Raw genomic sequence first — 18596 nt, 5'->3', positions numbered from 1 at the left:
AAACCATCCGCTAACCCCTAATCACTAGCCACTAACAACTCAAAAAGGGCCTGTCGTCATGCGACAAGCCCTTTTTTTACGCCCAGACGAATCCGGTCATAGCCATGGATCCCAAGGTACAGGTATTATTGAATGGCGTAGCTTTGTCCGTTCCGGCTGCGCCCAGGCAATAGAGCAGGGGCAGGTAGTGTTCCGGTGTCGGCACGGCGTAGGCTGCGTGTTCGTGGTTTTCGTAGTGGATGACAGCGTCGAGGTTGCCCTTTGTGACGTTATCGACGATGTCTTGGTTGAAATGTTTGGCCGCTTCAGAGCCGCCGCGCTTGTTCCATTCGACGCGGCGCAAGTTGTGGACGATGTTGCCGCTGGCCCAGATGAGATAGCCTTCTTCACGGAGCGGGGCGAGTTTCTGGCCGAGTGCGAAGCATTGGTCCGGCGTAAACAGGCTGTTTACGGAAAGCTGGACGACTGGGATGGGCGTGTTAGGAAACATATGGACCATAACACTCCATGTTCCGTGGTCGATGCCCCAGGAATCGTCGATGGAAACGGCGTTGCCCAAAAGCTGGCAGACGTCCTGGGTCAGTTTCGGGCAGCCCTTGGCCGGGTATTGGAGCTGATAGAGTTCTTCCGGAAAGCCGTACATGTCGTAGATTTGCCGCGGCTTTTTGGCACTTTGGATGTACGTGCCCGGGACATACCAGTGGGCCGAGATGGCCAGGATGGCTTTGGGCTTGTCTTCGCTGGTTAGAACGTCTGCGCCGACGCGCTGCATTTCACGCGTCAAATCGTTTTCATCGATAGCCAGCATCGGACTGCCGTGACCGGTGAAGATAACAGGCGTTTTTTTCATTATGATGAATCCCCCTTTGCATAGAACCATAAAGATAAAACCATCTTTAGTATATCATGAAGTTACTTTACGTCAACAAACTTCCATTTTTCACATATTTAATAAATCATGGGGGAGCTGCAAAAATTTACGAATGTTATAGTGTTGGATTCCATCGTGACTAAAGTCGAGTTCATCCATAGAAACGACGTATTTGGGGTAATTGTCCTTTATGTCTTTATTACGGTATCGTTAGAAACTTTTCGATGTTCACTCTTCAAGTATTTTGTGATGTTAGAAGCACTGAAAACGTGGCCGATACTGCTAAGGGCATATCCGATAATGCGTTCTATTTCATAATTTCAACTAGTATAGTAGTAGGATTTTTCGTTTACTTGTGAGGATACGCTTCTTTTGTTATAATGGACGGGTAACGTACAGGTTACGGACTTGAGTTTTTAGAGATAACGACTGTGCGTCCTTTTGGGCGCCTTCGTTATCTCTTTTTTTGTTGGGAGGAATTAGCATGGAAGTTCGTCATTATCATTGGAAAGATGGAAAATCGCTGACCGTTGGGGAACGGACGCTGGTCATGGGCGTCCTCAATTATACGCCCGATTCTTTTTCGGATGGCGGGAAATGGAATAACGTCGATGTGGCCTTGAAGCATATGGAAGAGATGGTAGCTGACGGCGCCGATATCATCGACATCGGTGCTGAATCGTCGCGTCCCGGCTTTACGCCGATTTCGGCAGCTGAAGAAATCGCCCGGCTGGAAACGATTTTGCCGCGCCTGGTCGCAGCCTGCCCAGTGCCCATTTCTGTCGATACGTACAAGGCGGAAACGGCTGAATATGCCATGAGTACGGGCGCCCATATCATGAATGATATCTGGGGCCTCCAATACGCGCCGGAACCGGGGAAGATGGCTGCTGTCGCCGCCAAATACGGCGTCCCTGTCGTCGTCATGCATAACCAGGAGGGTACGGAATACGACGATATCATCGAAGATATGAAACGCTTTTTCATCCGCTCGGCCATCATTGCTGACCAGGCAGGCATGAGCCAGGACCAGATCATCACTGACCCGGGCATCGGCTTTGGCAAGGATTTTGACCAGAATGTCTACGTTATGAAACATTTGCAGGAACTGACGGCCCTGCCTTATCCCATGCTCCTGGGAACGAGCCGGAAAGGCTTCATCGGCAAGATCCTGGACCTGCCGGTGACGGAACGGATGGAAGGGACTGGGACGACCTGTGTAGCCGGCGTTTTGGCAGGCTGCACCATTGTCCGGGTCCACGATGTCAAACCCATCGTCCGCATGTGCAAGATGGCCGACGCCCTGCGTCCGGAAAAGTAGTTGAGTAAAACCTTTTACCGTATAAATATGACGAAACTTCCTTGACCACCGTGGCCTGGCGGCGGTATAATAGCCCCAATATGTAAAGGGTTATGGGGAGGTTTTCATATGGAAAATAAGAGTCTGCGCGGCCTCGTCGTGTGCCGCAATTTTTTAAATGATTCCGTCATCAAGGCACTGCTGGCGGTCCAGGAACAGGGGGATAATCCCTTTGGCAAGCATGAAGCAGCGGCTGTCCTTTTGGAACGGGCTGAACAGCTGGGCCTCAGCGGCAACATCCTGCGCCAGTATTTCCTCTACCTCTTGGGGGAAGGCAATACCGTCGCTGCCGAAGCCATCGAACGGTCGGGGAAGGCCGGCACGGGCATGACCAAGGCCCTGCTGCTGGACATGACCTTACTCTGGCCGTATCTGCAACAGTCCGCTTCGGATTTCCTCGATGTCGATTTCCTCGACAACTATGAGCCGGCTGTCCCCAAAGTCTATGGCTATGTCCAGACTTTGGAAACGGCTCTCATGACGGCATCGACACCGGAAGAAGCGACCAAGGCTTTACTGCATCATTATGCAGTCTATGGTCGGGGCAAACTGGCTCAGTTCATGGCCTTCCGTATCGGCGACGACGGCAGCCTCATCGGCATCGAAAACTTCCCGCATCTCGAATGGGATGACCTCATCGGCTATGCGGCCCAGAAGGAAAAGCTCCTGGCCAATACGACGGCCTTTCTGGCCAACCGGGCAGCCAATAACGTCCTCCTGACGGGCTCCCGCGGGACAGGCAAGTCGACGGCAGTTAAGGCCCTGGTCTGCCGCTATCACGAACAGGGACTGCGCCTCATCCAGGTCCAGCGCGGCCAGCTCCATAACCTGCAGCAGCTCATGGAACGGCTCGGTGACATCGGCAGCAAGAAGTTCATCCTCTTCCTCGACGACCTATCTTTTGATGAAAATGAAAAAGAGTATAAATATCTCAAATCGGCCATCGACGGCGGCGTCACACCGCAGCCGAAGAACGTCCTCATCTATGCGACGTCCAACCGCCGCCACCTCTTGAAGGAAACGTGGCGTGACCGCAATGATGAACTGGATGAAGTCTATCGCGACGACAGCACGAACGAATCCATTTCCCTGTCGGACCGCTTCGGCCTCATCCTCCATTACTCGGCACCGACACAGGACGAATACTTGCAGATCATTGCCCATGAATTGAAAAAAGCCGGGATTACCTTGGATCCGGAAGAACTGCGCGTCGAAGGCGTCCGCTGGGAAATGGAACACTCCGGCCGCAATGGACGCATTGCCCAGCAGTTTGTGAAATGGTATCTTGGCAATCGTCGGGCTTAATGATTTTAGGTAGAAAAACGTTTAACCAAACTTTTTTCGGAAAATTTCCCCAAAGCCATTGACAAACGGCGCAGGTTTTTGTAGAATGTGTTCAAGCTTTTCAAACGGGCCGCAACGATAACGGCTCGCAAAAGCATATAGTGAAATCTGATGACGGGAAAGAGTAGTTCGTCCGGACATTCCCAGAGAACCGGCGGCTGGTGCGAGCCGGTAATGAATGGCGATTGAAAATCATCCCCGAAGAGAAGTGCTGAAGCAAGATTAAGCACTGACGATTTTTCCACGTTATAGGAAACGCGTATGTTGGTACGTTGTAGAGAGCCTGGTTGCAGCAATGCACCGGGAATCAGGGTGGTATCGCGGAATAGTACTCCGTCCCTCAGTGAGGGGCGGAGTTTTTTTGTTGGCCTCTTTCGACGAATCTCTAAATCCCAACGAGATAAATTATTTTATACTCAAGGAGAGATGTTATTATGGCAAAAGTATTTTATGATCAAGACGTAAATTGGGACGTTATGAAAGGCAAAAAAGTGGCTGTCGTTGGTTATGGCAGCCAGGGTCATGCTCATGCCTTGAACCTCAAAGACAGCGGCGTCGACGTTGTCGTTGGCTTGTATGAAGGCAGCAAATCGGCAGCTAAAGCCAGAGAAGCCGGCCTCGAAGTCAAGACCGTTGCCGAAGCTGTCAAAGATGCTGACGTCACGATGGTCCTCATTCCGGACGAAAAACAGGCTGACGTATATGCAACGGAAATCGCTCCGAACTTGAAATCCGGCAGTGCTCTCGCTTTTGCACACGGCTTCAACGTTCACTTCAAACAGATCGTTCCGCCGGCTGATGTCGACGTCTTCATGGTCGCTCCGAAGGGCCCGGGCCATCTCGTCCGCCGTACATTCGTAGAAGGCGGCGGCGTCCCCGACGTATTCGCTGTTGAACAGGATGCTTCCGGAAAATGCTTCGACCTCGCCCTGGCTTATGCCCGTGGCATCGGCGGTACGCGTGCCGGCGTCATCCAGACGACCTTCCAGGAAGAAACGGAAACGGACCTCTTCGGTGAACAGGCAGTCCTCTGCGGCGGTATCTGCCAGCTCATCACCAACGGTTTCGAAACCCTCTGCGAAGCTGGTTATCAGCCGGAAATCGCTTACTTTGAAACCTTCCATGAAATGAAATTGATCGTCGACCTCATGTATGAAGGCGGCATGGCTAAGATGCGCAAATCCATCAGCGACACCGCTGAATATGGCGATTACACCGCTGGTCCGCGTGTCGTAACCCAGGAATCGAAGAAAGCCATGAAAGAAGTCTTGAACGACATCCAGTCCGGCGCCTTCGCCAAAGATTGGCTCCTCGAAAACAAAGCCGGCGGCCGCGCTCACTTCCTCGCTATGCGCCGTCAGCACGCTGAACATCCGCTCGAACAGGTCGGCGAAAAACTCCGTGCTATGATGCCGTGGCTCCACAACAACGACCAGAACGACTAAAAGATAGTTTTAAGTTTGATGTTTGGTGTTTGAAGTTGGATATAACTTTTAACATCAAACATCAGACATCAAACCCAAGAAGCGGGTTGAGTGAAGAATAGCTTCTTTGTAAGTATGCGTTATGTTTTATGATGAGGTGAATGAGATGAAAATGACCGGAGCACAAGCAGTGATCGAATGCTTGAAACGTGAACAGGTACAAGTCGTCTTCGGCTATCCCGGCGGGGCTGTCCTGACGTTATATGATGAATTATATAAAGCCAAATTTCCCCATATCCTGACAGGACACGAACAGGGAGCTGTCCACGCCGCTGACGGCTATGCCCGTGCCACGGGTAAGCCCGGTGTCTGCTTTGCTACGTCCGGCCCTGGCGTCTGCAACATGGTTACCGGCATTGCCACGGCCAACATGGATTCCATTCCTCTCGTCGTCATCAGCGGCCAGGTGGCTACGCCTCTCATCGGGCGCGACTCCTTCCAGGAAGCTGATATTTCCGGTATTACCACACCGATTACGAAACACAACTATTTAGTAAAGAACGTCAAGGAATTGCCCCGGGTCTTGAAAGAAGCCTTTTACATCGCAACTACAGGCCGGCCCGGGCCGGTCCTTGTCGATATTGCCAAGGATGTATTCGATACACCTTTTGAATTTGAATATCCCGAAGAAGTTCATCTGCGCGGCTATCAAGGTTGTCACGTCGGCCGTGAAACCGATGTCGACCGCGCTGTCGAAGCCATTGAAAAGGCCAAGCGCCCGGTCATCCTTACCGGTGGCGGCGTCGTCCTTTCCAACATGTCGGATCGGTTGAAACACATTGTCCAGCAAATGCATGTCCCTGTCGTGACGACGCTCATGGGCAAGGGCTGCGTCCCCGACACGTATGACGCCCATTTGGGCATGGTCGGCATGCACGGCTCCTATGCGGCCAACATGGCTGTTACCAAATGCGACCTCTTAGTCGCTATCGGCGCCCGTTTCGACGACCGTGTCACAGGCGACGTCGAAAATTTCGCACCGAACGCGCAGATCGTTCACTTCGATATCGATAAAGTAGAAATCAACAAGATCGTCCACGCTGACATCAGCGTCAACGGTGACCTCCGCTGGTCCCTGCCGCTCCTCGACGAAAAGCTGGCGGCCCATGAAACGCACCTGGCTGACCGCTACGAAGCATGGCGGACTTTCGTCCTCGATATGAAGGCCGCTCATCCCTTCGCCACGCGGGACCTTCCCGATGCCGTTTCACCGCAGAAGCTCTTTGAAGAAGTCCAGAAATGGACTGATGATGACACGATTGTCGTCACCGACGTCGGCCAGCACCAGATGTGGGCGGCTCAGTTCTTTGACCTGAACAAGCCCCGCCGCTTCGTCACCTCTGGTGGCTTAGGCACCATGGGCTATGGCCTGCCGGCTGCTATGGGCGCCAAATTAGGCTGTCCCAAGTCGAAAGTCGTCTTATTCACTGGTGATGGCAGTATCATGATGAACTGCCAGGAATTTGCAACCCTCCATAAATATGGTGTCGATGTCAAGACCATCGTCCTCCACAACAATGTACTGGGCATGGTCAATCAGTGGCAGCGCATGTTTTACAATGGCCACTGTGCCGAATCGCTGATCGGGGATAACCCCGATTTAACGGCTGTCTCCACATCGATGGGCGTTCCTGGGACAGCTGTCCACAAGCCGGAAGAATTGGCGAAAGCCGTAGAAAACTTGTTCCAGACAGAAGGTCCGGCACTGCTCGATGTCTTCATTCCGGCCGATGAAAATGTCTATCCCATGGTTCCCGGCGGCAAGCGCCTGGACCAGATGGTGTTGGGAGGTGAAGGGAAATGATGAGACAACATATCGCCATTCTCTGCGACAACAAACCGGGCGTATTGACCCACGTATCCGGCCTGATCAGCCGCAGAGCCATCAATATTGAATGTATCAACGCCGGCTATACTGAAGAAGCCGACGTCACGCGGATCAATATCGTCGTTTCCGTCGAAAACCGCTGGGAACTCGACCAGGCTGTCAACCAGCTGGCCAAGCTCATCGACGTCATCAAAGTCGTCAATCTCGACGACGCGCCTTTCGTCAGCTACGAACTGGCCATGATCAAAGTCAAGAGCCCGACGCCCCAGACCCGCGAAGAATTGACAAATATCGCTCAGCTGTTCAACGCCAAGATTGTCGACGTCCAGCGCCGTTCCCTGGTCCTGCGCCTGACGGGCCGGGAAGACCATATCGAGGCCCTTCTGGAAATGCTGAAAGATTATGATATTATTGAAATTGCCCGGACCGGCCAGATTTCCCTGTCTCGCGGCGAAGAAGCTGTTAAAGATATGTAAGAGAAAGGATGAATACCATGCGCAGTGATGTTGTTAAAAAGGGCGTTACCCGAACCGCCCATCGTACTTTGTTCCACGCTATGGGCTATAGTGACGAAGATTTACAGAAGCCGTTGATCGGCATCTGCAATGCCTTCAATGAAATCATTCCCGGCCATATCCATTTACGCGATATTGCCGAAGCTGTCAAACTCGGCGTAGCCGCTGCCGGCGGTACACCGATTGAATTTCCGTCCATCGGCGTCTGCGACGGCATCGCCATGGGCCACCGCGGCATGAGCTTCTCCCTTTCGAGCCGCGAATTGATCTGCGACTCCATCGAAGCCGTAGCGACAGCTCATGCTTTTGACGGCCTGGTCCTCATCCCGAACTGCGATAAAATCGTACCGGCCATGCTCATGGCTGCCGGCCGCCTCAATATCCCGACCGTCGTCGTCAGTGGCGGTCCTATGCTCGCCGGCCGCCACAACGGCAAGAACATCAGCGTCAGCACCATGTTCGAAGCCGCTGGTAAAGTGGAATCGGGCCAGATGACGCCGGAAGAAATGCACCAGATGGAATTTCAGGCCTGCCCGGGCTGCGGTTCCTGCTCCGGTCTGTTCACGGCCAACACCATGAACTGCATGACCGAAGTCCTCGGCATGGGCCTTCCCGGCAACGGCACCATTCCGGCTGCCTACACGGGCTTGCGCCGCATGCTGGCTAAGAAAGCTGGCCAGGTCGTCATGGATTTGGTTCGCAAGGATATCAAACCGCGCGACATCATGACTCTCGAAGCTTTTGAAAATGCCATTGCCGTTGACATGGCTATCGGTGGTTCGACCAATACGGCCCTTCATTTACCGGCTATTGCCCATGAAGCCGGCGTCGACCTCTCGCTCGACGAATTTGACGAAATCAGCCGTAAGGCCGCCTATATCTGCAAGATGAGCCCTGGCGGCACCTACCATATGCAGGACCTCGATGAAGCCGGCGGCATCTGCGCCGTCATGAAAGAAGTCTCTAAATTAGGCCTCATCCATACCGATGCCCAGACCATTACCGGTACGGTCGGCGACCGCATCAAAGACGCGAAGATCCTCAACCACGAAGTCATTCATTCCGTCGAAGATGCTTATATGCATAAAGGTGGCATTGCCGTCCTCAAAGGCAACCTGGCTCCCCTCGGTTCGGTCATCAAAGAAAGTGCCGTCGAACCGGACCTTTTGGTCTACAAGGGCACGGCTAAATGCTATGATTCGGAAGAAGCTGCTATTGCCGCTATCATCGGCGGTGAAATCAAAGAAGGCCACGTCGTCGTCATCCGCTACGAAGGCCCGAAAGGCGGCCCGGGCATGCGCGAAATGCTAAACCCGACAGCTGTCATCACCGGTATGGGCTTGAAAGTCGCTCTCCTGACAGACGGCCGCTTCAGCGGTGCCAGCCGTGGCGCCTGCATCGGCCATATCTCGCCGGAAGCCATGGAAGGCGGTCCGCTGGCCCTGGTACACGACGGGGATACTATCTCCATCGATATCCCCAATCGTAAGCTGGAACTGGAAGTCAGCGACGAAGAATTGGCAAAACGCAAGGCTGAATGGAAACAGCCGGAACCGAAAGTCAAGACAGGCTATCTGTCCCGCTACGCCAAACTCGTCACGTCTGCCAACACCGGCGCTGTCATGAAATAAACCGTCTTTGATTTCACCTCTTGCCCCGGCAGGGCTTCTTCGGAACTTCGGAGAATTCCCTTCTGGGGCAGGAGGTTTCTTTTTCTGCATTTATAAACATACTGTGTTAAAAGAGGTATTCATTATGAAAAAAGTCTGTGCCCTTATCGGCAAATATTTCGGCGTTATCGCCGTCATCTTCCTCATCATCGGCATGACCTTGCCGACGAGCTTTTCCTGGGTTCTCGGCAAAGTGGGCGGCATTTCCGTTCTCTCCGTCCTCCTCGGCATCATCATGTTCGGCATGGGCATGACCATGAGCGTCCACGATTTCGCCTTGGTCCTCAAGCGGCCGAAAGATGTCTTTTTTGGCGCTTGCGCCCAGTATCTCGTTATGCCTTTCCTGGCGTACGTCCTTTCGACTCTCTTTCATCTCGACCCGGCGCTGACCGTCGGCGTCGTTCTCGTCGGGACCTGCCCGGGCGGTACGTCGTCCAATGTCATCACCTTCATGAGTAAAGGCGATGTCCCCCTGTCGGTTACGATGACCAGTGTATCGACGCTCATTTCGCCGATCATGACGCCGCTCTTGACGTACCTTATCATCGGTCAGCGTATTTCTTTTGACCCGGTTGGCATGTTCTTATCCATCTTACAGATTGTCATTGTCCCCATCGCCCTGGGCCTTATCGTCAAGAGCTTCCTGCCGAAGCTGGCGGATACGGCGACGGACTACTTGCCGGCCGTTTCGTCTCTGGCTATTTCCTTCCTCATTGCCGGCATCATCGGCGCCAGCCGCGATGCCATCCTCAACAGTTCGGGCATCATCCTGCTGGTCGTCATCCTGCACAACTGCCTGGGCTATGCCCTGGGATTCTTCATCGGCCATCTCTGCGGCATGAGCTGGAAGAAAATGGTCGCCTTGTCTATCGAAGTCGGCATGCAGAACTCCGGTCTGGCTACGGGCTTGGCAAAAGCTCACTTTGCCTCGCTGCCCATGGCTGGTGTCCCCGGTGCTGTCTTCAGTGCATGGCATAACATTTCCGGCGCCGTCCTGGCTTATCTTTACGTCAACTATCTGAACAAACGCTTTGATTCTAACTACGAAGCCGACCAGAAAGCCGCTGCCGTATCACCCACAGTAGCCCATTAAATTCGATTATCCACATCAAACTTTCAACTTCAAACTTCAAACTCAAAAAGGGCTTGTCGCACATGCGGCAAGCCCTTTTTTCTGCTATAATAAATATAAATTCACTTGTCAGGAGGAAATTTACATGTTTGCTGTCATCGTCAATGCCGTGACGTCTTCTTTGGGAGCGTTACTGGGATTTTTTTTGAAGCGCGGCATACCGGAGCGCTTTACCAAAGCTATTTTTGGCGTCATTTCGCTGTGTGTGGCCATCATGGGTATACAAGGGGCCGTCCAGAGCCAGAATCTGCTCCTGGTCCTGGCCAGCATGGTCATCGGGACCCTCGTCGGGACGCTCATCGGCATCGAAGATGGCATGAACCGCTTCGGCGAATTTCTCAAGAAACGAATGGGCCGCGGAGATGACTCGCGCTTCGTCCGGGGCTTCGTCACCTTATCCATCATGCAGGTCATCGGCGCCATGGCCATTATCGGTCCAGTCCAGGCAGCGCTGGGAAGTAACGACCTTTTGTATTTCAAGAGCGCCCTCGATTTTACATCGTCCTTTATTTTCGGGACTCTTTATGGCTTAGGCGTCGTTCCCGTCGGCATCGTCCTCTTCCTCTATCAGGGATTTTTCTACCTCTTGGCGACCTTCGTCATGCCCCTCATGACACCGGATGTCGTCCGTGAACTCAATGCCGTCGGCAGCGTCATGATCCTGGGCATCGCTCTCAACATGTTCCAGCTGACGAAATTGAAAGTAGCCGACTTCCTGCCGGCCCTGTTCATACCTATCATATACTATCATTTAATCGTATGATGAGGGTATTGCGATTATGTGCCCCCTCATCATACATGCTTTGGCCATTTACAGGATTGCACGCGGGACGCCCTTTGGGCGTCCCCTACGGCATCGCATACAGGCGATGAAAAATAATGCGGCTATATGCCGCCTGCGTAGGGGCCGTCCCGGCCAGGGCGGCCCGCTGTGATGATTGACCACAGCCTATCCGTGTATCAAGCGGGACGCCCTTTGGGCGTCCCCTACGGCATCGCATACAGGCGATGAAAAATAATGCGGCTATATGCCGCCTGCGTAGGGGCCGTCCCGGCCAGGGCGGCCCGCTGTGATGATTGACCACAGCCTATCCGTGTATCAAGCGGGACGCCCTTTGGGCGTCCCCTACGGCATCGCATATAGGCGATGAAAAATAATGCGGCTATATGCCGCCTGCGTAGGGGCCGTCCCGGCCAGGGCGGCCCGCTGTGATGATTGACCACAGCCTATCCGTGTATCAAGCGGGACGCCCTTTGGGCGTCCCCTACGGCATCGCATATAGGCGATGAAAAATAATGCGGCTATATGCCGCCTGCGTAGGGGCCGTCCCGGCCAGGGCGGCCCGCTGTGATATTCCACCACAGCCTATCCGTGTATCAAGCGGGACGCCCTTTGGGCGTCCCCTATGGCATCGCATATAGGCGATGAAAAATAATGCGGCTATATGCCGCCTGCGTAGGGGCCGTCCCGGCCAGGACGGCCCGTTGTGATGATTGACCACAGCCTATTCGTGTATTATGGTAAGCTTTTTACCCTTTAGGAGGCGTTTTATGCATTTGCAGGAGATCATTGATCAATTAAAAACGGACGAACGGAACGCGGCGTATACGGCCCGCGGTATCGGTCCGATTTTTCAGATTCACGAGGAAGCGAAAATCCTGATTATCGGCCAGGCTCCGGGCAAAAAGGTCGAAGAATCGGGTATTCCTTTCCATGATAAATCCGGCGAAAAGCTGATGACCTGGATGGGCATCGACAGTCAGATTTTCTATTCGCCGGCCATCTCCATCATGCCCATGGATTTCTACTATCCCGGCAAAGCCAAAACGGGCGACAAACCGCCGAGACGGTTCATCGCCCAGGAATACCATCGTGAAATTCTGCAGCTCATGCCGGACCTGAAACTTACTATCCTCGTCGGCAAGTACGCCATCGACTATTATCTAAAAGGCCGGAAAGAGCGCAATTTGACGGAAACCGTGCGGAATTATCAGGCCTATCTGCCGGACTATTTTCCCATCGTCCATCCCAGTCCGCTCAACTTCCGCTGGCAGGCCAGGAATCCCTGGTTCGAGGCCGACGTCGTGCCGGAATTACAAAAACGAGTCCATGAAATATTGTAAAATTTTAAGATTAAACCTTTAACTTAATCGGTGTAACGTATAACGAACCTAAAATCTTATTGACAATTCAGAGGTGACGCGATATAATAAGCACCAACAAATACAAAACAGTGTTGAATGGAAGTAGTAAGGTTTGGGAAACTATGACAGAGACCTGCTGGTGGCTGAGAGGCAGGATGGGATCCCGGCGTGAAGTCGTCCAGGAGCTGCTGCCCGAACGCATTTTGTTAGTAGACGCAGCCGGCAGGCAACCGTTACCTTGCCAGGCATTACATGGGCTGTCCCGGAGATGCTGGAAAAGTGGTCGTTACGACAATGAGAGTGGTACCGCAGAGTGAATACTTTGTCTCTTTTTAGAGGCAAAGTTTTTTTTTGCTCCATCAAAACCGTTTGCGTATTTGTATTTATCAGGTCTTATTTTGGAAAGGATGTGCATGACTATGATGGATTTCATTGGAAAGTTAAGCGGTTTTGTTGGGAAAAATTTGACGTATATCGTCTTTCTCGTCGTCATCTGGGCGTATTTCATGCCCAATGCCTTTCTCTGGGCCGTTCCGCATACGGTCTTGTTGCTAGGCGTCATCATGTTCGGTATGGGCATGACGCTCCACGCCCGGGATTTCAAGTTGATCGTCCAGCGGCCGAAGGAAGTCCTCATCGGCTGTACGGCTCATTATACGATTATGCCGCTGCTGGCGTATGCCCTGGTCCTGGCTTTTGAAATGCCGCCGGAAATCGCCGTCGGCATGATCCTCCTCGGTTCTTGTCCCAGTGGGACGGCGTCGAACGTCATGGGGTTCCTGGCCAAGGCGGATGTCCCCTTGTCCGTTTCCATTACGACTTGTTCGACGTTGTTGGCGCCCATTATGATGCCTTTCATCGTCTGGGGCCTGGCCGGCCAGTGGGTCGAAGTTTCCTTTATGGCTATGGCCATGACGGTCATGAAAGTCATCCTGGTTCCCCTGGTCCTCGGCTTGTTGACGCACCGCCTGATGGGGGAAAAGCATATTGCCTCCCTGTCGAAGGTACTGGTCCTCGTATCCGCTTTTGGTGTCCTGGTCATCGTCGGCGGCGTTATTGCCATCAATGGGGCTAAGATCCTGGACATGGGCATCTTTATCATTCTCATGGTCCTCCTGCACAATCTCGGTGGTTTCCTCATCGGTTATTTTGTTACGGGGAAATTGGGCTTAGGGAAAAAGCAGCAACATTCGGTTACACTGGAAGTCGGCATGCAGAACGACGCCCTGGCCATTTCGCTGGTTTCGGTCTTCTTTGCGCCTGCCGTCGCCATTCCTGCCGCTGTCGGTGCCGCTATCCATCAGGTAACCGGCTCTATCCTGGCGGGTATCTTTGCCCGTCACATGGAAGCCCATGAAGCCAAGGAACGGGCTGCTGAAGCGAAGCCCCTTATCGAAGCGGTACCAGGAAATCATTAAGTTCATTACATGAGCCCTTGCAAGCCCCCATTTGTTTTGATACGATAAGTATATACAATTGGGGGCTTTTGCATGAAATTTATCATATATTTACAAAAATATATCCAGCAGCTGTTCCAAAGGACGCTAGGGGATTTTCAAGATATCCAGGCTATTTTATCGGACCCGGAATTTAAAAAACGGAAAATCCGGGATAATCTCTATGCTTGCAGCTTTGTTGCCTGTTTATTGTGTATCATTTCCATGACCGGTTTTGTTGGAACCTATGCGCCAAGGGCAGTAGGCGCCGTTTTGACGACTATTAATTCGACGACTGTCTATTTGGTGATTTTTGGCATCAATCTCGTCTTTTTGGCCTGTTTCTATCAATGTCTTCGGGAAGTCGTAAAAGATGAGGAACTGTTAGATGACTTGGTCTACGTTTTTTTGCTCATCGATTCGTCGCTGGCGTGTCTTTCCTTTTTTACGACCCAGAACGGGAGCAGTTTCTTCTTTGAATACCTGCTCATACTCATCCTGGTCTATTTACTGCCTATTTATGATAATATCAAGGTCTTGATTCCCATCATCGCCGTCAATCTGGTCACGACGTTCGCTGTCATCGATGTGACGGGGCATGAAGTGCCCTGGCAGGATCAATATGATATCGTCTTATTTTACCTGGTCTGTCTGGTCATCATCTTTTCCAGGCGTCATCTGGCTTTATCTTTTGCTCAGGTCCGCATGACTCTCCGGTCCCGCAATGAAGAGTTCTATCAGCGTAGCCGGACCGACGAGCTCACGGGCCTTCTGAACCGCGAAGCACTGCGGGAAGATTTTGAACAGTATTTTGGCAAGGCCCTTTGCGTCATGATCTGTGATATCGACCAATTCAAATTCTACAATGATACCTATGGTCATATCCGGGGCGATGAGATTTTATCCGTTGTCAGCCGGCTCTTTCAAAAGCACTTTGGCTATACCGGCGTCTACCGCTATGGCGGCGACGAATTTCTCATTATCTCCTTTATGCCCCATGACGGCTTCCAGCATTATGTCGAAATCTTCCAGAATCAGCTGTGTAAGCAGCCCTTCGAGGCCGTGCAGCGCCATCCCACCGTCAGCGGCGGTTATACCTGGGGATACTGTGAAGGAGCTGTTTCTTTGCGGACGATGTTCGCCCGGGCCGACCAATTGCTCTATAAAGCCAAAGCTGCCGGGCGGAACCGCGTCTTTGGTGAGCCCTTCGATATGGAAAAAGCCGAAGCCGGCCTGCACGAAATGGCAACGTGGATCAATAAAAGTTCGTAAAAAAAGAGGCTGTCGCACGTGCGACAGCCTCTTTTTTTACGAGCCACGAGCCACTAATCCCTAACCTCAAATGGCCTGCGGGAAGGTGTTGGTCAGGATTTTTGCTCCGCCTTCGGTGGTCCGGGTCTGCAATGTCGTGCCACCGGCAGCGATGTCTTCGATGTCCGTCGGGATGCGCTTATAGGGCAGCTTCTTCATAATGCGGTCCATCGATTCCGTCAGGATTTCGTTGGGGTCGTTCAGAATCGATGCCGATTCGACTTCACGGCCTTTGTCGCTATAGCTCCTGAAAGTATCGCTCCGCTTATCGTAGGCATATACCGTCAGGTGATAGAGACATTCCGTGATGATTTCGTCGTCATCATAGCGCCAGAATCCGGCCATGTGCTGCCGCCAGTACCAGGTCTGGACGACCGGGACCAGGACGACGTCGGCTTTATACTGAGCCGCCAGGGTGCGCAGCGTATCGATATTGACGTCGGACGGCGACAGGGCGGTATCCGTTTCGATGCGGTCCCAGTAGGGGATGCGGAAGGGCTGTTTCAGCCGGCTTTTCATGAAACGGGCCGCATAGCTGTCCTGGGTCGTATCGGCGATGACGACGGTCCGCATGTTATCGAAGCGCGGGCTGTCAGCCAGGGCCGTCGTGACCGACAGGAAACAGAGAAGGAGCAGGAGACAGAGTTTTTTCATGAGGCAACACCTCCAGCAAAAAATCAGAAATTGCCGTTATCGTTGAGTAGTGGCAGCGTGTCATCGACTTGCGGGATGTAGCGTTCCAAGGCGGCCAGCATCTTTTCCTTGTCCATCGGCAGGGTGCCGCCGACAGGCAGGAGATTGGAAACGTGGTTGCTGCGGAAGATACAGGGCTTGGTCATTTCCGTATGGCGCAGGATCATGTCCAGTTCCTTGAGGAAACCCCGTGCCGTCAAGGGCGTGAACGTCCCTTCGACGACATCCTGATAGAGCGGGACTTCGTGAGGAATGATGAGCGACAAGGCGCTGAGCATGGTCGGATTGATGGCCGATACGACTTGGGCCGTATGCAGGGCGTGTTCTTTCGTCCGTTCCTGACCGCCCAGGCCGAGGAGGATCATCGTCGACAGTTTCATGCCGGCAGCCAGGGCTTTTTTCCCGGCTTCGATGGTGAGGGCCGCTGTCGTCCCCTTATCGACGAGTTTCAGGACGTCATCGTCGCCGCTTTCGATGCCCATGTAGACGATGGCCAGACCGGCTTCGCGAAGACGTTTCAATTCTTCCGGGGTCTTGCGGACCAGGTCGGCCGGCGTCGCATAGGCGCCGATGCGGTTCAGGTTGGGGAATTTTTCGTAGCACTTCTTCATGATAGCGATGAGCTTGTCCGTTGGCAGGACCAGGGCGTCGCCATCGGCCAGAAAGATACGGCGGATAAAGGGCATGGCATAAGCGCCGCGCTCGATGATCCCTTCGATTTCCTCCATGGGACGGATGCGGAACTTAGAAGCTTTGTACATATCGCAGAAACGGCAAGTATTGTGAGAACAGCCGATAGTAACGCGCAGAATGAAGCTGCGGGCTTCACTAGGCGGGCGGAAGACAAGGCCGCCAGCATCATCAATAATCATAAGTAACACACCTTTCTTCAAAGATGAAAAAAACATTAGTCGTTCATCTCTTATTATACACGAAAAGTACGTATTACGAAATAGCTGGTTTCTTCTGCAAGATGATGATGAAGACCGTCGCGATGATGCAGGCATAACCGATGAGTTCAACCGTATGGAAGGTCGTGCCCAAGGCGATAGCCGAAACTACGGAAGCGATGACCGGTTCCAGCGTTCCCAGGAGCGTCGCTTTCATCGGTCCGATTTCGCTGATGCCTGTGACGAAAGCCGTAAAGGACAAGGCCGTGCCGATGATGATGATAAAAGCGACGGCCAGCCAGCCCGTCAGGTCCAAAACAGGCCAGAGTGTCCAGACCTGACAAGATACGCTCAGGAACAGCCCGCCGATCATCATGCCTAACCCGTTGGCGACAGCGGCGCCCCAATTCGCGGCCAGCCCTTGAGACAAGACGGGATAGGTGACACAGGCAACGGCGCCAATAAGCCCCCAAGTCAGTCCTAAAGGGGAAATGACCATTGCCGATGGAGTCCCATCTGTTGCGGCTAGATAGACGCCGCCAAAGGCCAGGAAGACCGATATGATTTCCCTGGCTGTGGGCCGTTTGTGAAAACGGACGGCTAAATAAAGAGACATGAAAACGACACTTAATGTTTGCAAGACCGTCGCCGTGCCGGCATTCGAGTTCTTTATGGCTGATAAATAAGAAAACTGGCTCAAAATAAGACCGAAGAGGGCAAAAAGAATTAATTGGCGCAGGCTGATCGGGTCATGAAGCATAAGACGTATTTCGGCCTTCTTTGTCGGCCAAATCATGAGGGTCAGGAACAGGCCGGCCAGGCACATGCGTATCGACGCCAGCCACGACGGTTCTACGGTATAATGAGAAAGCAGGAACTGGCTGACGACCCCATTGAAACCCCATGATGTCGCCCCGATGACACAAGCTATGATACCATGCTGCGTTTTTGTCATACTAAGACCTCCTCTGCCTGCGGCTACCTATTTGTCCCTATAGTATACACGAGGGAAAGGAGGGGTGCAAGGGCTTATCCCACCAGGCTAAGTGGTCGTTAACTGATAGCTGGTGTTGATGAGCTCCCCAATCTTTTCATCCGCTAAGGTTTCATCCAGGACCACAGAAATCCATGTCTTGTGATTCATGTGGTAAGCGGGATAGATGCCGGGGGTTTTCCGTAGCTCTTCTCCCTGTGCTGGGGAAATCTTTACATTTAGGATATCGATGGGAGACGTGTTTCCATCTTTATTCAGCACATCTCTTGTTACATTCATGATGAGGGCAAACCATTTCCGGTTGGACCTATGGCGAAAGGCTCCGTATGACTGATACCGGGCGGAATGTTCCCAGGGAAAATCCGGTTTGACCTGGAAATGGTCCAAGATGGCCTGGGTCAGCCGGTTGGCCTGAGATGAAGCAAACAGGACGTCGCTGCAGCAGGAATCTGCAATATCCGTGAGCAGGGAGCGATAGGCAGAACGGACCCGGTTCACATAAGGCCCAGTAGCCGTTTCCTGTCGCAGCTGATAGTACTCATCCTGGGTCATCGAATCGATGACCTTGCCCGTCACCTGTCCTTTGGGGGTAACGGAAAGGACGGTTTTGAAATCTCCGTCAAGAAATGGTTTTTCAAGAATATAAGTTTTGTTTGCTTTATGAAAGCCATAGGCGAGCATTTTACTTTCTATCCACCGTTTGCGGGAAAAGACAGTTTCCTCGATGGGAATCATCGGGCCAGCACCTCTTTTTCTAAATACTATCTCCCAAAAATGAAGCAGCAAACTCAAAGAGAATTTGTTGTTTCATTAATTATATATCAGAAAAATCCTTATATCAATTTATTATTAGTATAGCAAATCAAGTCGGATGCCTGGCCCCTGGCTGGTGACATTGCGGGAACGACCTCGGCCTGCACGGT

General features: G+C 52.6%; 16 protein-coding genes and 2 other annotated features. Of the genes, 11 read left to right on the top strand and 5 right to left on the bottom strand.

Annotation, left to right across the window (positions count from 1 at the left end):
- Positions 1-76: 76 nt before the first annotated feature.
- Entirely contained in the window at positions 77-850 is a 774-nt protein-coding gene (gene ygiD / locus NOS26_RS02930; RefSeq protein WP_255917239.1) for a 4,5-DOPA dioxygenase extradiol, read from the bottom strand.
- Between the two features lie 505 nt (positions 851-1355).
- Between ygiD and folP the strand changes: the two genes are divergently transcribed.
- From folP to NOS26_RS11640, 11 genes are all read left to right on the top strand, one after another.
- Complete coding sequence (gene folP, locus NOS26_RS02925; protein ID WP_036202567.1) at positions 1356-2192, top strand: dihydropteroate synthase; 837 nt, start codon at positions 1356-1358, stop codon at positions 2190-2192.
- A gap of 108 nt (positions 2193-2300) precedes the next feature.
- Positions 2301-3536, top strand: coding sequence for an ATP-binding protein (locus NOS26_RS02920; protein ID WP_255917238.1), 1236 nt, complete (start codon positions 2301-2303; stop codon positions 3534-3536).
- A gap of 141 nt (positions 3537-3677) precedes the next feature.
- Positions 3678-3919: a binding site (T-box leader), on the top strand.
- Between the two features lie 90 nt (positions 3920-4009).
- A complete protein-coding gene (gene ilvC / locus NOS26_RS02915) occupies positions 4010-5020 on the top strand; it encodes a ketol-acid reductoisomerase (RefSeq protein ID WP_014015285.1) in 1011 nt (336 codons plus the stop codon).
- A 145-nt stretch (positions 5021-5165) separates the two neighbouring features.
- The gene (gene ilvB / locus NOS26_RS02910; RefSeq protein ID WP_255917237.1) at positions 5166-6863 is read left to right on the top strand and encodes a biosynthetic-type acetolactate synthase large subunit; all 1698 of its coding nucleotides are present in this window, start codon (positions 5166-5168) and stop codon (positions 6861-6863) included.
- Positions 6860-7363 carry an acetolactate synthase small subunit gene (gene ilvN / locus NOS26_RS02905; protein ID WP_014015283.1) on the top strand — a complete coding sequence of 168 codons (504 nt, stop codon included), beginning with the start codon at positions 6860-6862 and terminating at the stop codon, positions 7361-7363. Before ilvB ends, ilvN begins: the two co-directional genes overlap by 4 nt.
- A 17-nt stretch (positions 7364-7380) precedes the next feature.
- Positions 7381-9033 carry a dihydroxy-acid dehydratase gene (gene ilvD / locus NOS26_RS02900; RefSeq protein ID WP_014015282.1) on the top strand — a complete coding sequence of 551 codons (1653 nt, stop codon included), beginning with the start codon at positions 7381-7383 and terminating at the stop codon, positions 9031-9033.
- A 124-nt stretch (positions 9034-9157) separates the two neighbouring features.
- Entirely contained in the window at positions 9158-10165 is a 1008-nt protein-coding gene (locus NOS26_RS02895) for a bile acid:sodium symporter family protein (RefSeq protein WP_255917236.1), read from the top strand.
- A 124-nt stretch (positions 10166-10289) separates the two neighbouring features.
- On the top strand, positions 10290-10967 hold the full coding sequence (locus NOS26_RS02890) for a DUF554 domain-containing protein (protein WP_014015280.1): 678 nt from the start codon (positions 10290-10292) through the stop codon (positions 10965-10967).
- Positions 10968-11755: 788 nt separating this feature from the next.
- Positions 11756-12328 carry a uracil-DNA glycosylase family protein gene (locus tag NOS26_RS02885; protein ID WP_014015279.1) on the top strand — a complete coding sequence of 191 codons (573 nt, stop codon included), beginning with the start codon at positions 11756-11758 and terminating at the stop codon, positions 12326-12328.
- Positions 12329-12432: 104 nt separating this feature from the next.
- Positions 12433-12682: a binding site (T-box leader), on the top strand.
- An 86-nt stretch (positions 12683-12768) separates the two neighbouring features.
- Positions 12769-13767: a bile acid:sodium symporter family protein gene (locus NOS26_RS02880; protein ID WP_022497949.1), complete on the top strand. Its 999-nt coding sequence runs from the start codon at positions 12769-12771 to the stop codon at positions 13765-13767.
- A gap of 72 nt (positions 13768-13839) precedes the next feature.
- Positions 13840-15057, top strand: a complete 1218-nt coding sequence (locus NOS26_RS11640; protein ID WP_014015277.1) for a GGDEF domain-containing protein — start codon at positions 13840-13842, stop codon at positions 15055-15057.
- A 66-nt stretch (positions 15058-15123) separates the two neighbouring features.
- Here the strand turns inward: NOS26_RS11640 and NOS26_RS02870 are convergent, their stop codons facing one another.
- The 4 genes from NOS26_RS02870 to NOS26_RS02855 form a co-directional block, all read right to left on the bottom strand.
- Positions 15124-15750 carry a hypothetical protein gene (locus NOS26_RS02870; protein ID WP_014015276.1) on the bottom strand — a complete coding sequence of 209 codons (627 nt, stop codon included), beginning with the start codon at positions 15748-15750 and terminating at the stop codon, positions 15124-15126.
- Positions 15751-15773: 23 nt separating this feature from the next.
- Positions 15774-16661, bottom strand: a complete 888-nt coding sequence (locus NOS26_RS02865; protein ID WP_014015275.1) for a radical SAM protein — start codon at positions 16659-16661, stop codon at positions 15774-15776.
- 73 nt (positions 16662-16734) lie between these two features.
- A complete protein-coding gene (locus tag NOS26_RS02860) occupies positions 16735-17634 on the bottom strand; it encodes a DMT family transporter (protein WP_014015274.1) in 900 nt (299 codons plus the stop codon).
- An 87-nt stretch (positions 17635-17721) separates the two neighbouring features.
- A complete protein-coding gene (locus NOS26_RS02855) occupies positions 17722-18408 on the bottom strand; it encodes an MmcQ/YjbR family DNA-binding protein (protein ID WP_014015273.1) in 687 nt (228 codons plus the stop codon).
- Positions 18409-18596: the final 188 nt, after the last annotated feature.

Origin of the sequence: Megasphaera sp. SC8-1 (genome assembly GCF_024436295.1) — a bacterium.
Taxonomy (GTDB): domain Bacteria; phylum Bacillota; class Negativicutes; order Veillonellales; family Megasphaeraceae; genus Megasphaera; species Megasphaera elsdenii.
Note: the sequence above shows the minus strand (reverse complement) of the source record. Positions and strands in the feature narration are given on the sequence as shown.

Excerpts from the sequence above, each read along its gene's own strand:
- NOS26_RS02880 (WP_022497949.1), top strand. The coding sequence starts at position 12,769 with ATGATGGATTTCATTGGAAAGTTAAGCGGTTTTGTTGGGAAAAATTTG.
- ilvD (WP_014015282.1), top strand. The coding sequence starts at position 7,381 with ATGCGCAGTGATGTTGTTAAAAAGGGCGTTACCCGAACCGCCCATCGT.
- NOS26_RS02865 (WP_014015275.1), bottom strand. The coding sequence starts at position 16,661 with ATGATTATTGATGATGCTGGCGGCCTTGTCTTCCGCCCGCCTAGTGAA.
- NOS26_RS11640 (WP_014015277.1), top strand. The coding sequence starts at position 13,840 with ATGAAATTTATCATATATTTACAAAAATATATCCAGCAGCTGTTCCAA.
- NOS26_RS02870 (WP_014015276.1), bottom strand. The coding sequence starts at position 15,750 with ATGAAAAAACTCTGTCTCCTGCTCCTTCTCTGTTTCCTGTCGGTCACG.
- NOS26_RS02885 (WP_014015279.1), top strand. The coding sequence starts at position 11,756 with ATGCATTTGCAGGAGATCATTGATCAATTAAAAACGGACGAACGGAAC.
- ygiD (WP_255917239.1), bottom strand. The coding sequence starts at position 850 with ATGAAAAAAACGCCTGTTATCTTCACCGGTCACGGCAGTCCGATGCTG.
- ilvN (WP_014015283.1), top strand. The coding sequence starts at position 6,860 with ATGATGAGACAACATATCGCCATTCTCTGCGACAACAAACCGGGCGTA.
- ilvB (WP_255917237.1), top strand. The coding sequence starts at position 5,166 with ATGAAAATGACCGGAGCACAAGCAGTGATCGAATGCTTGAAACGTGAA.
- ilvC (WP_014015285.1), top strand. The coding sequence starts at position 4,010 with ATGGCAAAAGTATTTTATGATCAAGACGTAAATTGGGACGTTATGAAA.
- NOS26_RS02920 (WP_255917238.1), top strand. The coding sequence starts at position 2,301 with ATGGAAAATAAGAGTCTGCGCGGCCTCGTCGTGTGCCGCAATTTTTTA.
- NOS26_RS02895 (WP_255917236.1), top strand. The coding sequence starts at position 9,158 with ATGAAAAAAGTCTGTGCCCTTATCGGCAAATATTTCGGCGTTATCGCC.
- NOS26_RS02890 (WP_014015280.1), top strand. The coding sequence starts at position 10,290 with ATGTTTGCTGTCATCGTCAATGCCGTGACGTCTTCTTTGGGAGCGTTA.
- NOS26_RS02860 (WP_014015274.1), bottom strand. The coding sequence starts at position 17,634 with ATGACAAAAACGCAGCATGGTATCATAGCTTGTGTCATCGGGGCGACA.
- folP (WP_036202567.1), top strand. The coding sequence starts at position 1,356 with ATGGAAGTTCGTCATTATCATTGGAAAGATGGAAAATCGCTGACCGTT.
- NOS26_RS02855 (WP_014015273.1), bottom strand. The coding sequence starts at position 18,408 with ATGATTCCCATCGAGGAAACTGTCTTTTCCCGCAAACGGTGGATAGAA.